This window comes from Burkholderia sp. BCC1998, assembly GCF_905339875.1.
Classification (GTDB): domain Bacteria; phylum Pseudomonadota; class Gammaproteobacteria; order Burkholderiales; family Burkholderiaceae; genus Burkholderia.
This window is the reverse complement of sequence record NZ_CAJPHE010000004.1, coordinates 356,059-370,123: the sequence shown is the minus strand read 5'-3', so window position 1 is coordinate 370,123 and position 14,065 is coordinate 356,059. Positions and strand designations below refer to the sequence as shown.

The window sequence follows — 14,065 nt, the reverse complement described above, 5'->3', positions numbered from 1 at the left end:
TCAGGCGTGTTTTATCGCGCGCGGTCGGTGGCCCGCCCATGCGGCAGGCCATCCGCCATGCGATGCATCACGCGCGACCGCCGCGGCAGCCATCGCGCGTGCGCTACCGCGCCGCCGCCAGCCCGAGCGACAGCGCACCCGTCAGGATCAGGCTCGACGCCCACACCGCATCGAGGTTGAACCAGCTCCGCGCGACGAACTTCAGCCCGAGATAGCGGTACACGAGCCACGCGAGCACGCCGCCCGTGCCGATCATCGCGGCCGCGTGCACGGCCGCGACGACGAGCGCCATCCCGAGATGCGCGTCGACGAGCGTGGCCGCCGCGCGATCGCCGGCGTCCGTGTCGAGCCCGCAAAGCCCCAGATAGATCGGCACCAGCATCAGCCCGGCGCCGTGCGCGAGCGCGACCGCGAACGACCACAGCCCGAGCCGCGCGGGCGGAATCCGCGCGAGCGCACGCGGGTGGCGCCGCCGAATCAGCAGCACCGCGCCGAAGCCGATCACGAGCGCGCTCGCGCCGATCCGGATCGCCGTCTGCCACGCGAGCATCGCGGCGAGCAGCCCGAACGGCAGCATCACCATGAATACCGCGAGCGCATGGCCGAGCGCGAGATAGCCGAGCGCCGCGACGAGCGCGCCGCCGCGGCGCGTCATCAACGCGTTCGACACCGCGAGCGGCCAGCCCATCGCCGGATTGAGCCCGTGATAGACGCCGCTCGCGAGCACGGCCGCCCACAGCGCGAGCGGCGCGGAGAGGCCGGCGCTCAACGCTTGACCGACGGATAGCAGAACGAGTCGGTCGAGCAGTCGCCGCCTTCCAGCCGGATCTGGTGCGCGCGATAGCCGTCGGGGAACTCGACCCAGTAGTCGTCGGCGAGCGTCAGCCCGCCGTCCGGCCCCGCATGCGCGAGCACCTGCGCGGCCGGCACGCCGTCCGGATAGAACTGGTCGTCCCACGTCGAGTAGAGCGAGTTGGTCCAGTACACGCGCCGGCCGTCGCGGCTGATTTCCACCATCTGCGGGCCGCCGGCGAACGCGCGGCCGTTCGAGTGCGGCGCGCGGCGCACGATCCCGCCGATGCGCACCGACCCGGCGAGCACCGGGTGACGCGGATCCGACACGTCGTACTGACGCATCTCGCCCGTGCCCCAGCACGACACATACAGGAAGCGGTCGTCGAGCGACAGGTCGATGTCGGTCACGAGCGGCGGCACCGCGCCGAATCCCTGGAGCAGCGGCGGCAGTTCGTCGGCGGCGGCCGGCTCGGGCGGAATCGTCGCGGTCTTCTCCACATGGAACTGGCCGTCCTCGCGCCACCAGGTCCAGATCGACCCTTCGAGATTGGTCGTGTCGACCACGACGCCGACGAACCCGTATTCGCGCACCGGATCGTGCGCGGGCCGCACTTCGAGCGCCATCTGGTGCTGCGCGCCGAGATCGATCGTCTGCACGTTGCGCCGCGCGCGCAGGTCCCAGAAATGCAGCCGGTGGCCGTAGCGGTTCGCGAGCAGGTCTTCCGGCACGATGCCGTTCTCGAATTGCGGCGGCAGCGCCCATTCGCTCGACACCATGTAGTCGCGCGGCAGGTTCCACCAGAAGTCGTAATGCTTGTCCTGCGGGCCGCGGTCGATTTCCCAGCGGCCGAGCACGTCGAAGGTCTCGCAGTCCATGATGAAGATGCCGGGCGCGCCGTCGGTGCCGTCCGCGCCCGCGCCGCCGAGCGTGCTCACGTAGATGCCCTCGGGGCCGCAATGAACCGTGTGCGGCCGCGAATAGCCGGTCTTCGCGAACACCTCGCCGGGCTCGATGATCTTGTGGATGCGCGCCTGCGTCGGGTGCGGCTTCGTGTCGATCACGTAGATCCGCGACGAGCGCAGGCCCGGGATGATCAGGAAGCGGCGCTCGAGAAACGCGTGACCGGTCAGCGGCGACAGCGACGACGAGCATGCATTCCAGCCGAAGTGGTGGAATTCGTCGCCGGTGTTCGGCATCGTCACCGTGTGCACGATCTTGCCGTAGGTCGCCGAGCCGGGTTTCACGTCGATCACGGCGAGCGCGTCGGGCCTGGAAAAATCGGGGCTCAGCAACAACGTATAGGCAAATTCCTCCGCCGGCGCCTGCATCGCAAGTTCCGGCGAAGCGTGAAAGGTCGGGTCAGGCCGCATGCTCATCGTGGTGCCTCTCTCGGTTGTATCGGATCACGGGCGCACGGCCGTTCACTGCGGGCGTGCGGGTCGAACAGGTTGCGTGACGGGAATGCACAGGCGGTGGCGCGCGATTGCAGGACGCGCGGTGCGGTGCATCAGGTCGAGAAAGCGGGGAAACGCGGCGCGCCGGATCGTCGCGCAGGCGGCGCAACGGGCGTACGGTGACGCGAGGGTGCGGTGAAGGCGACGGCGCGCGGGGCACCGGCGGTTAGGCCCGTCATGCGGGTGATTTCTGCTGAGGCGTGCATATCGATGTTCCGGCAGATGTTGTTGGCATCAGGGCGGGCATGCATCGGACGCTGCGTGCGGCCGGACGGTGTGCCGTCGCGGCGAAGCGTGCCTAAGTGTAGTCGAGAAACGCGCAGCCGGTGGCGCGCGGCGCGCATGCGGTTCTGCCGGATTCGCGCGCGAGTGAGATACTTGAACGCTGCCGCTGCGCGCCGGGCAACCGGGCAGCGACGATAAGGACCGGCGGCGCCGGCACGCGCCCGCGTGCCGGCCGCCGTCTTCAACGAGGTACTGATTTCATGGTGAACGAGATGCTTGAAACCGCGACTGTGGGCGGCGGGTGCTTCTGGTGCACGGAGGCCGTGTTTCTGGACGTCGACGGCGTGACGGCCGTCCAGTCGGGCTATGCGGGCGGCCATACGCGCAATCCCGGCTATCGCGACGTCTGCGACGGCGACACCGGTCACGCGGAGGTCGTGAACGTGACGTTCGATCCGGCGCGCATCGGTTATCGCGAGATCCTAGAGATCTTCTTCGCGACGCACGATCCGACCCAGCTGAACCGGCAGGGCAACGACGTCGGCACGCAATACCGGTCGGTCGTGTTTACGCATTCCGACGCGCAGCGCGACGTCGCGCTCGACGTGATCCGCGAACTGGAGCGCGAGCAGGTGTTCGGGCAGCCGATCGTCACGCAGGTCGTGCCGCTCGACGGCAACTACTGGCCGGCCGAGGACTATCATCAGAACTATTACGCACGCAATCCGGGGCAGGGCTACTGCTCGGTCGTGATCGGGCCGAAGCTCGCGAAATTCCGCCAGAAGTTCTCGCACCGGCTGAAGTCGCAGCGCGGCGCGTAATCGACGCGTCAGCCGCAAGCGGCGCGGGCACCCGCGCCGCGACCCCTACGCCGCCTCGCTGCGCCAGTGCGCGCACGCGGCGGCGATCTCGCGCGCGAGCGCGAGGCACGACAGCGGCGCGGAGCCTTCCGCCTTGTTGTTGATCGTGATGATCACCGGCTGTCCGGCCAGCGCGTAGCGCGCGGCCAGCTCGGCGAGCGCCGCGCGCGTGGCCGGGTCCTCGTCGACGAGCTTGTCGAACGGCTCGTATTTCGCTTTCGCCTGTTCGTACTTGAACCCGCCATGCAGGCTCCAGCGCACGATCAGCGGGCCCGGCGCATCGCCGTCGAGCAGCGCGAGCGCGGCCGCCTGGCGCAGCGGGTCGGGCATCCGCGCGTGCAGGCCGACGCAGTAGCGCACGCCGAGCGCCGCGAGCGCGCGGATGAAGCGCGGCGTGAGCAGGCTCGCGTCGCGGATCTCGATCGCGTAGCGCGTGCCGTCGGCGTCCGGCGGCAGCGGCGGCAATGCCGCGAAGAATGCCGACAGCCGGTCGATCAGCGCGGCCGGCTCGGCGAGCAGTTGATCGGGCATCGGCGAGAACTGGAACACCAGCACGCCGGCCTTCCGGCCGAGCCCTTCGAGGCACGGCTGCACGAATTCCCGGGTGGCGAGCTGCGCGTCGAGGAAGGTCGGGTTCGGGCCCGACGGCTCGCCGCGCCTGCCGCGCACGACCGCGTCGGTGACGGACGCCGGCGCCTTCACGACGAAGCGGAAGTCGTCCGGCACCTGTTGCGCGTAGCGCAGGTAATCGGCCACCGACAGCGGCCCGTAGAACGAGCGGTCGAGGCTCACGCTCTTCAGCAGCGGATGCGCGCCGTACGCCTCGAGCCCTTCGCGCGACAGCTTCGTCTGCGCGAAATCGCCGTCGTAGACGATGCCGTCCCAGCCGGGGAAATACCACGACGACGTGCCGAGCCGCACATTGGGCGGCAGCGCGGCCGCGGCGGCGGCGACTTCCGCGGAAACCGGGGCGGGCGGCACGCCGCGCCGGCGCCGGCTTTTCTTCGGCGGCGCGGCCGGTGGAGACGGTTCGTCCCACAGCAGGCCCGAGGCAGGGGGCGCTTCCGCCGGTTCCTGGTCGGCGCAAGGGCGGGGCGATGCACGGCCGGGGCGCGCGGGCGACTTTGCCGGCCGCGCAGTGTCGTGCTCGTCCGGCGTCACGCGTTCGCCGGCGCCTGCAGCGTTGTCGGCGTCCGCGGGCGCAGCCGCGCGTGCGCCGTCGGGCGACGCGCCGCCGAACAGGTCGAACTGCCCGTCGGCGTGCGATCCGTCCGGTTCGTCGCGCTGCTGTCGTTGCGGCGGCGTGTTGCGCCGCGTCCTGCCGTCACCCATGCATGCCCAGCGTGAAGTGCCGCCTAGCGCGGCAGCGTGTGTTCGTACATGTAGCGCCGCGACCACGGCAGCGTTTTCGCGCTGCGTCCGGCCTTGCGGCACACGATCTGGAAGATCGACACGTCGTCGTGCTCGAACGCATACGCGCAACCGGCGAGGTACACGCGCCAGATGCGGAATTTCTCGTCGTCGACGAGCGCGCGCGCCTGGTCCGCCTTCGCCTCGAAGTTCTCGGTCCAGATGTCGAGCGTGCGCGCATAGTGCCGCCGCAGGCTTTCGACGTCAATCGCCTCGAGACCGCCGCGCTGCGCCGCTTCGAGCGCGAGGCTGATGTGCGGCAGCTCGCCGTCCGGGAACACGTAGCGGTCGATGAATTCGCCGCCGCCGAGCGCCGTTTCGCCGCTTTCCGCGTCGGTCGACGTGATCCCGTGGTTCATCGCGATGCCGTCGTCGGTCAGCAGGTCGTGCACGCGCGAGAAATAGAGCGGCAGGTTCTTGCGGCCGACGTGCTCGAACATCCCGACGCTCGTGATGCGGTCGAACTGCCCGTCGATCTCGCGGTAGTCCTGCAGGCGGATCTCGATCTTGTCCTCGAGCCCCGCGGCCTTCACGCGCGCGGTCGCGAGATCGAACTGGTTCTGCGACAGCGTCACGCCCAGGCACGTCGCGCCGAACTTCTGCGCGGCGCGCAGCACGAGCGCGCCCCAGCCGCAGCCGATGTCGAGCAGGCGCTGGCCGGGCTCGAGCTGGATCTTGGTCAGGATGTGGTCGATCTTCTTGATCTGCGCGGTCGCGAGATCCTCGTCGCCGTTCTCGAAGTACGCGCACGAGTACACCATGTTCTCGTCGAGCCACAGCTGGTAGAACTCGTTCGAGACGTCGTAGTGATACTGGATCGCCTTCCGGTCGGTGTTCTTCGTGTGATTGAAGTAGCGCTTCACGCGCGCGAGCTTGCTCGCGCTCGTGACCGTGCTGCGCGCGAGCGAATAGCTGATGTTGATGATGTCCGACAGCCGGCCTTCGATGTCGATCTTGCCCTTCACGTACGCCTCGCCGAGATTGTCGAGGCTCGGTTCGAGCAAGAGCGGCAGCGCCGACGCGCTGTTGACCTTCAGCGTGACCTGCGGTGCGCTGAAGGTGCCGAAATCGAGTTGATCGCCGTTCCACAGCACGAGGCGCGCCGGTATGTTCGCTTTCGCCCGTACTTCGTCCGCCCACTGTGCCAGCTTCTTTTCCCAGAACATTTGGATTCTCCGTTTGTTCGTTGAATCGAATACAGCCAAGTATCTTGACCGGCGCCCGCCTCCTGCGAGGCGGGCGCCCGGATGCAACACGAGACACGACCGGCGAGCGGCACCGCGGCCGCGGTTCGGCTTACGGCGACAGGCGCGAGATCGTCCAGCCCGACGCCGCAGCGGCGTCGCGCGTATAGAGCAGGCGGTCGTGCAGCCGCGACGGGCGGCCCTGCCAGAACTCGATCGCGTCGGGCACGACGCGATAGCCGCCCCAGTGCGGCGGGCGCGGCGGGTTCTCGCCGTAGCGTTCGGCCACGTCCTTCTCGCGCGCTTCGAGCGTCGCGCGGCTGTCGATCACGGCGCTCTGCTCGGACGCCCACGCACCGATGCGCGAGCCGAGCGGGCGCGACGCGAAATAGCGGTCGCTTTCGTCGGCGCTGGTCTTTTCGATCCGGCCCTCGATGCGCACCTGGCGCTCGAGCTCGATCCAGTAGAACAGCAGTGCCGCGTACGGATGGGCGGCGAGGTCGCGCCCCTTGCGGCTTTCGTAATTGGTAAAGAAGACGAACCCGCGTTCGTCGACAGCCTTGATGAGCACGATGCGTGCCGACGGCCGGCCGTCGTCGCCGACGGTGGCGAGCGTCATCGTATTGGGCTCGGGGAGCTTGGCGGCGAGCGCCTCCTTGAACCAGCGATCGAACTGGGCGAAGGGGTCGGGGGCGGCATCGGCTTCGTCGAGCGAAGCACGCGAATAGTTGATGCGGAGATCGGCGAGAGTCGTCATGTTATGCAAACGCTTCAATCTGGGGCCAGTATAGCGAACGCGCGAGAATCGTGCGTGCACAGTGGCGCGTGCCGGCGGGGAGTTCAGGCAAAATAGAGGGCTGCTCGACTTACGTTTTCCTTGCTGCCATGTCCGCTGCCGACACCGCCCCGCTCAGTTCCTCTGATCTTACCCCGACCCCGACAATCCAGCTTGACGTGGATCGCGAGCGCCGCTTCGGCGGCATCGCGCGGCTGTACGGCGCCCCGGCGCTGGCCGCGTTCGAGGGCGCGCACGTGGCCGTGATCGGCATCGGCGGCGTCGGGTCGTGGACGGCCGAGGCGCTCGCGCGCAGCGCGATCGGCACGCTGACGCTGATCGATCTCGACAACGTCGCCGAAAGCAATACGAACCGGCAGATCCACGCGCTCGACGGCAATTACGGCAAGCCGAAGGTCGACGCGATGGCCGAGCGGATCGCGCTGATCGATCCCGCGTGCCGCGTGAACCGGATCGAGGATTTCGCGGAACCCGACAACTTCGACGCGCTGCTCGGCGGCGGCTTCGACTACGTGATCGACGCGATCGACAGCGTGCGCACGAAGGTCGCGCTGATCGCGTGGTGCGTCGCGAAAGGGCAGCCGCTCGTCACGGTCGGCGGCGCAGGCGGGCAGCTTGACCCGACGCGCATCCGCATCGACGATCTCGCGCTGACGATCCAGGATCCGCTGCTGTCGAAGGTGCGTGCGCAGTTGCGCAAGCAGCACGGCTTTCCGCGCGGGCCGAAGGCGCGCTTCAAGGTCAGCGCCGTGTATTCGGACGAGCCGCTGATCTATCCGGAAGCGGCCGCGTGCGACATCGAGGATGGCGCGGAGCCGTCGACCGCCGCGCATGTCGCGGGGCTCAACTGCGCGGGGTTCGGTTCGAGCGTGTGCGTGACCGCGAGCTTCGGTTTCGCGGCCGCCGCGCATGCGTTGCGGGCGATCGCGGCGCGGGCCGCGGGTTGATCGGGGCGTCGAGCGACGCGTCAAGGAATGTTGCGGCGCGGCGGACCGGCCGCGCGCGACGAGGCGAGTGGGCCAGGCCATCGCGGCCCGGCCGGTGGTTCGTCAGTTGAGCGCCATGCTCAGCTTGCGCCGCCACGCGGCGACGAGTTCCGGGCGATCGCCCGCCAGCTCGAACACCGAGATCATCGTACGGCGGCCGAGGTCGTCGCCATACGCGCGGTCGCGCAGCACGATTTCCAGCAACTGCTCGAGCGCGCCTTCGTACGCGCGGCGCGCGATCAGGCTCTGCGCGAGGTCGAAGCGTGCGTCGAGATCGGCGGGGTTCGCCGCGATACGCGCCTCGAGCGCGTCGGTCGGCGGCAGGTCGGCCGTCGCGTCGAGCGCATCGAAACGGGTCTTGATCGCCTGGTAGCGCGGATCGGTGCCCTGCACGGTCTGCGGCGACAGGCGTTCGGCCTCGGCGCGTGCGGCGTCCACCTGGTTGTTCGCGAGCAGCAGTTCGATCAGGTCGAGCCGCGCGTCGTCGAAGCCGGGGTTCAGCGCGAGCGCCGCTTCGAGGTGGGTGATCGCATCGTCGTAGCGCGATTCGGCGATCGCGTATTGTGCGGCGCGGCGCTCGGCTTCGTCGGGCGCGGGCAGCAGCCGGTCGAGGAACGCGCGCAACTGGCCTTCCGGCAGCACGCCGATGAACTGGTCGACCGGGCGCCCGTCGGCGAACGCGATCACGTGCGGGATGCTGCGCGTCTGGAAGTGCGCGGCGAGCTCCTGGTTCTCGTCCACGTTCACCTTCACGAGCTTCCAGCGGCCTTCGTAGTCGGCTTCGAGCTTTTCGAGCAGCGGACCGAGCGTCTTGCAGGGGCCGCACCACGGCGCCCAGAAGTCGACCAGCACGGGCGTGTCCAGCGACGCCTCGATGACGTCTTTCTCGAAAGTGGCAAGCGTGGTGTCCATGTCGTTCTCTTCGGTTCGAATGTCGTCAGGATGGGGGCGGCGTGCCCCTTTTTCAACGCGGCTTCGACTCGGGCAGCGGAATCCACTCGGTTTCGCCGGGCACCTTGCCCATTTCCTGGTTCGTCCACGCCCGTTTCGCGCGCTCGATCGCGTCGCGGCTGCTGGCGACGAAGTTCCATTCGATGAAGCGCTCGCCGTCGATCTTGTCGCCGCCCAGCAGCATCGCGCGCGCGCCGTTGCCGCTCGCGAGCGTGACGGTGGCGCCCGGTGCGAGCACGGCCATCTGCTCGGCCGGCACCGGCGTGCCGTCGATCGACAGGTCGCCGTCGACCACGTAGACCGCGCGTTCCTCGTGCGATGCGTCGAGTTCGAGGCGGCCGCCGGCCGCGAATTCGGCGGCGACGTACAGCGTGCGCGAGAACGTCGTGACGGGCGAGCGCAGGCCGAACGCGTCGCCGGCGATCACCGTGAGCGACACGCCGTTCTCGTCGCGCTTGGGCAGCGTGTCGGCCGCATGGTGCTCGAACGACGGCTCGGTGGTCTCGTGGGCAACCGGCAGCGCGACCCAGGTCTGGATCCCGTGCACCGTGTGGCCGCTCGCGCGCTGCGCGTCGGGCGTGCGCTCCGAGTGGACGATGCCGCGGCCGGCCGTCATCCAGTTCACGTCGCCCGGCACGATCTCCTGCAGCGAGCCGAGGCTGTCGCGGTGCAGGATCGCGCCGTCGAACAGGTAGGTGACGGTGGCGAGCCCGATATGCGGGTGCGGGCGCACGTCAAGCCCGGTGCCGGCCGGCAGCGTCGCGGGCCCCATGTGATCGAAGAAGATGAACGGGCCGACGAGGCGTGCGGCGAGCGCGGGCAGCGTGCGGCGCACCTGCAGGTTGCCGATGTCGCGGATGTGCGGCTTCAGCAGGGCTTTGATCGGATCGGTCATGGCGGGCCTCGTGGGGAACGGCAGGAATGCCGGTCATTGTACTGGCGGCACGGCGGCCACGCGTGCAACGGGCAGTCGGATGTCCGCCGCGCGATGCGGCCGCGGGGCAGGCACGCGTCGTGCGGCGCGGCCACGTCGCCGTGCCTGGCGCCGATTCCATGTGCGCCGCGCGGGTATCGGGTCGCGTGGCGAAATTCGGTAGACTGAGCGGCGTTCAGGAAACCATCCGACAAAATCGAGGAGACGCCGATGATGGCCCCGAAGGACTTGCTGCTCGCGCTGGTCGTGATCCTGGCGTGGGGCGTGAACTTCGTCGTGATCAAGGTCGGCCTGCACGGCATGCCGCCGATGCTGCTCGGCGCGCTGCGCTTCACGCTCGCCGCGGTGCCCGCGGTGTTCTTCGTGCGCCGGCCGCAGATTCCGTGGCGCATGCTGATCCTGTACGGCGCGACGATCCAGCTCGGCCAGTTCGTGCTCCTGTTTACCGGCATGTACGTCGGCATGCCGGCCGGCCTCGCGTCGCTCGTGCTGCAGTCGCAGGCATTCTTCACGCTGGTGTTCGCGATGCTGTTCCTCGGCGAGCGGCTGCGCGTGCAGAGCCTGGTCGGGCTCGCGGTCGCCGCGGCCGGACTCGTCGTGATCGCTGCGCAGGGCGGCCGCGCGATGACGCTCGCGGGCTTCCTGCTGACCCTCTGCTCGGCCGCGATGTGGGCGTTCGGCAATATCGTCACGAAGAAGCTGGGCAAGGCCAACCTGGTGTCGCTCGTCGTGTGGGCGAGCCTCGTGCCGCCGGTGCCGTTCTTCCTGCTGTCGCTGTGGTTCGAGGGGCCGCAGCGGATCGAGGCCGCGCTGCTCGGGCTGAACGGCGCGTCGATCTTCGCGGTCGTCTATCTCGCGTTCGTCGCGACGCTGCTCGGCTACGGCTTGTGGAGCCGCCTGATGTCGCGTTATCCGGCCGCCCAGGTCGCGCAGTTCTCGCTGCTGGTGCCGATCGTCGGGCTCGCGTCGTCGGCGCTGCTGCTCGACGAGCATCTGACGGACGCGCAGCTGATCGGCGCCGCGCTCGTGATGGGCGGGCTCGCGGTGAACGTGTTCGGCGGGAAGCTCGCGCGCCGCTTCGCGGCGTCGTGACGCGCCGGCACGCAGCGCGTGCCGGCGGCGGGGAAGGGTGGCCGGTCAGGCCATCCGGCTCTTCGCGAGCGGCGGATTCGCGGCGAAGTAACGCTTGATGCCGCGGAAGATCGCGTCGGCCATCTGGTCGCGATAGCTGTCGTCGTTCAGCCGGCTTTCCTCTTCCGGATTGCTGATGAACGCCGTCTCGACGAGGATCGACGGAATGTCGGGCGCCTTCAGCACCGCGAACCCGGCCTGCTCGACCGAGCCCTTGTGCAGCTTGTTGATGCCGCCGACTTCCTTCAGCACGTAGTTGCCGTAGCGCAGCGAATCGCGGATCTGCGCGGTCGTCGACATGTCGAACAGCGCGCGGCTGACTGCCGCGTCCTGCGTCTTGATGTTGATGCCGCCGATCAGGTCGGACGAGTTCTCCTTGTTCGCGAGCCAGCGCGCCGCGGCGCTCGACGCGCCGTGGTCGGACAGCGCGAACACCGACGAGCCGCGCGCGGACGGCGTCGTGAACGCATCGGCGTGGATCGACACGAACAGGTCCGCGCCGACGCGGCGCGCCTTCTGCACGCGCACGTTCAGCGGCACGAAGAAGTCGGCGTCGCGCGTCATCATCGCGCGCATGTTCGGCGCGCCGTCGATCTTCGCGCGCAGCTTCTTCGCGATGTCGAGCGCGACGTGCTTCTCGTACGTGCCGCCGCCGCCGATCGCGCCCGGATCCTCGCCGCCGTGGCCCGGGTCGATCGCGACCGTCAGCAGGCGCACGGTGCCGCCCTTGCCGGATTTCGGCGCGGTGAACTTGTAGGTGTCGCCGTCGTCCTCGCTGTCGTCGCGGCGCGCGATGACGGGCGGCGGCTTGACGGCCGGCTTCGCGGGCGTGGCGGGCGAAGACGGCGTTGCGGCGGCCGGCGGCGTGCGCGGTGCGGCCGGCGTGTTCTGCGCGAAGCGCTGGAAGAACGCGTCGCTGTTGTCGTTGCCCGCGACGGGCGGCGTCGCCGGCCCGTTCAGCGCGCTCGGCGGCTGCACCTGCTGCGCGCGCGCGGTGTCGTTGAGCGCCTGTTCCTTGCGTTCCGTCTGCGCGATCAGGTCGGTCAGCGGATCGGGCGCGACGGCCGGATACAGGTCGAACACGAGCCGGTACTTGTAGGTGCCGACCGGCGGCAGCGTGAACACCTGCGGCTTCACCGAGCCTTTCAGGTCGAACACCATCCGCACCACGTGCGGCTGATACTGGCCGACGCGCACCGACTGGATCTGCGGATCGTTCGGCGCGATCTTCGACACGAGGTCGCGCAGCGCCTGGTCGAGATCGAGCCCGTTCAGGTCGACGACGAGCCGGTCGGGACCCTGCAGCAGCTGTTGGCTATTCTGCAGCGGCTGGTCGGATTCGATCGTGACGCGCGTGTAATCGCGCGCGGGCCATACACGCACGCCGAGCACCGACGACGCGTGCGCGAGCCGCGGCGCGACGAGGCCGAGCACCAGCGTCGACGCGCCCGCGCACAGGATCTGGCGGCGCCGCCAGTTGTGCGTGGCGGTGGCCGCCGATTCGATCGAGCGGAACGGTTTGATCAACATCTTTCGAGACATGCCTTTCCTGAAGCGCTGTACGCACGGACGGTGAGGGCGCGGCCGTCGCCATCCACGTCGAGCGAGAAAACCAGATCGGGCACGCCGAGCAGGGGGCCCGCCTGCTGCGGCCATTCGACGAGGCAGATCGCGCTGGAATTGAAATACTCGCGAAAGCCTGCATCGGACCATTCGGCCGGATCGTTGAATCGATACAGATCGAAGTGATAGACCTCAAGTTCCCCGTCGTCGCGCGCGAACGCGTACGGTTCGACCAGCGTGTAGGTCGGGCTGCGCACGCGCCCCGGGTGGCCGAGGCCGCGCAGGATCGCGCGCACGAGGGTCGTCTTGCCCGCGCCGAGGTCACCGATCAGCTGGATCTGCAGCCCGTTGAACGCGTGTGCATGGGCGAGTTCGCTGCGCGCCGCGTCGAGCGCGTGCGCGAAGCGGGTGCCGAAGGCCTCGGTCGCCGCTTCGTCGGCGAGTGCGATCACGCGCTCCGCGAGCGGGGCGGGCAGCGTGTCGGCATGAGGCGTATGGGACGTGGCTGGCATTCTCGTAAAATAGTGCGATGAACCGATTACCGGAACTCGCCGCATCCGACAGGCCTTCGACTCGTGCCGAAGGCGCGGCGCCGTGCGCGCTCGATGATGCGACGTTGACTGCGCTCGCCGCGCGCATCAGGGCGTGGGGGCGCGAATTGGGTTTCGGGGCGATAGGCATCAGCGATACCGATCTCTCGGATGCCGAAGCAGGCCTCGCCGCCTGGCTGGAAGCCGGGTGCCACGGCGAAATGGATTATATGGCGAAACACGGGACGAAACGCGCGCGGCCGGCCGAACTTGTGGCCGGTACGCGACGCGTGATTTCCGCGCGGCTCGCCTATCTGCCGGCCGAAACGCTCGCCGCCGACGCGCCCGATGCGTCATCCGGCGCGCTCGCGCCGCACGACTGGCGCGCCCGCGAGCGCGCGCGTCTCGACGATCCGCAGGCGGCCGTCGTGTCGATCTACGCACGCGGCCGCGACTATCACAAGGTGCTGCGCAACCGGCTGCAGACGCTCGCGGAGCGCATCGAGCGCGAGATCGGCGCATTCGGCTACCGCGTGTTCACCGATTCGGCGCCGGTGCTCGAGGTCGAGCTCGCGCAGAAGGCCGGGGTCGGCTGGCGCGGCAAGCACACGCTGTTGCTGCAGCGCGACGCGGGTTCGCTGTTCTTCCTCGGCGAAATCTACGTCGACGTGCCGCTGCCGACCGACGCGCAAACGGCGCCCGAGCGCGCGCCCGAGACGCCCGGCGCGCACTGCGGCAGCTGCACGCGCTGCATCGGCGCGTGCCCGACGGGCGCGATCGTCGAACCGTATCGCGTCGACGCGCGCCGCTGTATCTCGTACCTGACGATCGAACTGAAAGGCAGCATTCCGGAGCCGCTGCGGCCGCTGATCGGCAACCGCGTGTACGGTTGCGACGACTGCCAGCTCGTGTGTCCGTGGAACAAGTTCGCGCAGGCCGCGCCCGTCGCCGATTTCGACGTGCGGCACGGGCTCGACCGCGCGACGCTCGTCGAGCTGTTCGCGTGGGACGCCGATGCGTTCGACACACGGATGCAGGGCAGCGCGATCCGGCGCATCGGTTACGAAAGCTGGCTGCGCAATCTCGCGGTCGGGCTCGGCAATGCGTTGCGCGCGCCGGCCGATCGGCTCGCACCCGAAGCGCGCACCGCGATCGTCGCCGCGTTGCGCGCACGGGCCGACGATCCGTCGCCGGTCGTGCGCGAGCATGTCGAATGGGCGCTGCGTGCCGCATGAAGGCGGCGTA

The 14,065-nt window shown here is 69.2% G+C and carries 13 protein-coding genes; 4 read left to right on the top strand and 9 right to left on the bottom strand.

Features of this window, described 5'->3' with window-relative positions:
* Nucleotides 1-103: 103 nt before the first annotated feature.
* Complete coding sequence (locus U5A56_RS10315; RefSeq protein WP_321922119.1) at nt 104-769, bottom strand: hypothetical protein; 666 nt, start codon at nt 767-769, stop codon at nt 104-106.
* On the bottom strand, nt 766-2,172 hold the full coding sequence (locus U5A56_RS10310) for a selenium-binding protein SBP56-related protein (RefSeq protein WP_321922116.1): 1,407 nt from the start codon (nt 2,170-2,172) through the stop codon (nt 766-768). Before U5A56_RS10310 ends, U5A56_RS10315 begins: the two co-directional genes overlap by 4 nt.
* 563 nt (nt 2,173-2,735) lie before the next feature.
* Here U5A56_RS10310 and msrA point away from each other — a divergent pair.
* Entirely contained in the window at nt 2,736-3,296 is a 561-nt protein-coding gene (msrA, locus tag U5A56_RS10305; RefSeq protein ID WP_044844456.1) for a peptide-methionine (S)-S-oxide reductase MsrA, read from the top strand.
* Between the two features lie 45 nt (nt 3,297-3,341).
* Here msrA and U5A56_RS10300 read toward each other — a convergent pair whose 3' ends face one another.
* The 3 genes from U5A56_RS10300 to pdxH form a co-directional block, all read right to left on the bottom strand.
* Nucleotides 3,342-4,667 carry a DUF72 domain-containing protein gene (locus tag U5A56_RS10300; protein ID WP_321922114.1) on the bottom strand — a complete coding sequence of 442 codons (1,326 nt, stop codon included), beginning with the start codon at nt 4,665-4,667 and terminating at the stop codon, nt 3,342-3,344.
* A gap of 23 nt (nt 4,668-4,690) precedes the next feature.
* Nucleotides 4,691-5,911: an SAM-dependent methyltransferase gene (locus tag U5A56_RS10295; RefSeq protein WP_124486959.1), complete on the bottom strand. Its 1,221-nt coding sequence runs from the start codon at nt 5,909-5,911 to the stop codon at nt 4,691-4,693.
* Nucleotides 5,912-6,041: 130 nt separating this feature from the next.
* Complete coding sequence (pdxH, locus tag U5A56_RS10290; protein WP_044848555.1) at nt 6,042-6,686, bottom strand: pyridoxamine 5'-phosphate oxidase; 645 nt, start codon at nt 6,684-6,686, stop codon at nt 6,042-6,044.
* A 128-nt stretch (nt 6,687-6,814) separates the two neighbouring features.
* On the opposite strand from pdxH, the gene tcdA reads away from it, so the two are divergent.
* On the top strand, nt 6,815-7,672 hold the full coding sequence (gene tcdA, locus U5A56_RS10285) for a tRNA cyclic N6-threonylcarbamoyladenosine(37) synthase TcdA (RefSeq protein ID WP_044848556.1): 858 nt from the start codon (nt 6,815-6,817) through the stop codon (nt 7,670-7,672).
* Nucleotides 7,673-7,774: 102 nt separating this feature from the next.
* Here the strand turns inward: tcdA and trxA are convergent, their stop codons facing one another.
* Together trxA and U5A56_RS10275 are read right to left on the bottom strand one after the other, a co-directional pair.
* On the bottom strand, nt 7,775-8,623 hold the full coding sequence (trxA, locus tag U5A56_RS10280) for a thioredoxin (protein ID WP_044848557.1): 849 nt from the start codon (nt 8,621-8,623) through the stop codon (nt 7,775-7,777).
* Nucleotides 8,624-8,675: 52 nt separating this feature from the next.
* The gene (locus U5A56_RS10275) at nt 8,676-9,557 is read right to left on the bottom strand and encodes a pirin family protein (RefSeq protein ID WP_044848558.1); all 882 of its coding nucleotides are present in this window, start codon (nt 9,555-9,557) and stop codon (nt 8,676-8,678) included.
* Nucleotides 9,558-9,809: 252 nt separating this feature from the next.
* Between U5A56_RS10275 and U5A56_RS10270 the strand changes: the two genes are divergently transcribed.
* On the top strand, nt 9,810-10,688 hold the full coding sequence (locus U5A56_RS10270) for an EamA family transporter (RefSeq protein ID WP_185640843.1): 879 nt from the start codon (nt 9,810-9,812) through the stop codon (nt 10,686-10,688).
* A gap of 45 nt (nt 10,689-10,733) precedes the next feature.
* On the opposite strand, the gene U5A56_RS10265 is transcribed toward U5A56_RS10270, so the two are convergent.
* Nucleotides 10,734-12,269: an N-acetylmuramoyl-L-alanine amidase gene (locus tag U5A56_RS10265; protein ID WP_044848560.1), complete on the bottom strand. Its 1,536-nt coding sequence runs from the start codon at nt 12,267-12,269 to the stop codon at nt 10,734-10,736.
* Entirely contained in the window at nt 12,251-12,802 is a 552-nt protein-coding gene (tsaE, locus tag U5A56_RS10260) for a tRNA (adenosine(37)-N6)-threonylcarbamoyltransferase complex ATPase subunit type 1 TsaE (protein ID WP_044848561.1), read from the bottom strand. The genes U5A56_RS10265 and tsaE overlap by 19 nt, the downstream gene beginning before the upstream one ends.
* 17 nt (nt 12,803-12,819) lie before the next feature.
* On the opposite strand from tsaE, the gene queG reads away from it, so the two are divergent.
* Nucleotides 12,820-14,055 (top strand): tRNA epoxyqueuosine(34) reductase QueG, encoded by a 1,236-nt coding sequence (queG, locus tag U5A56_RS10255; protein ID WP_321922110.1) that lies wholly within the window; start codon nt 12,820-12,822, stop codon nt 14,053-14,055.
* Nucleotides 14,056-14,065: the final 10 nt, after the last annotated feature.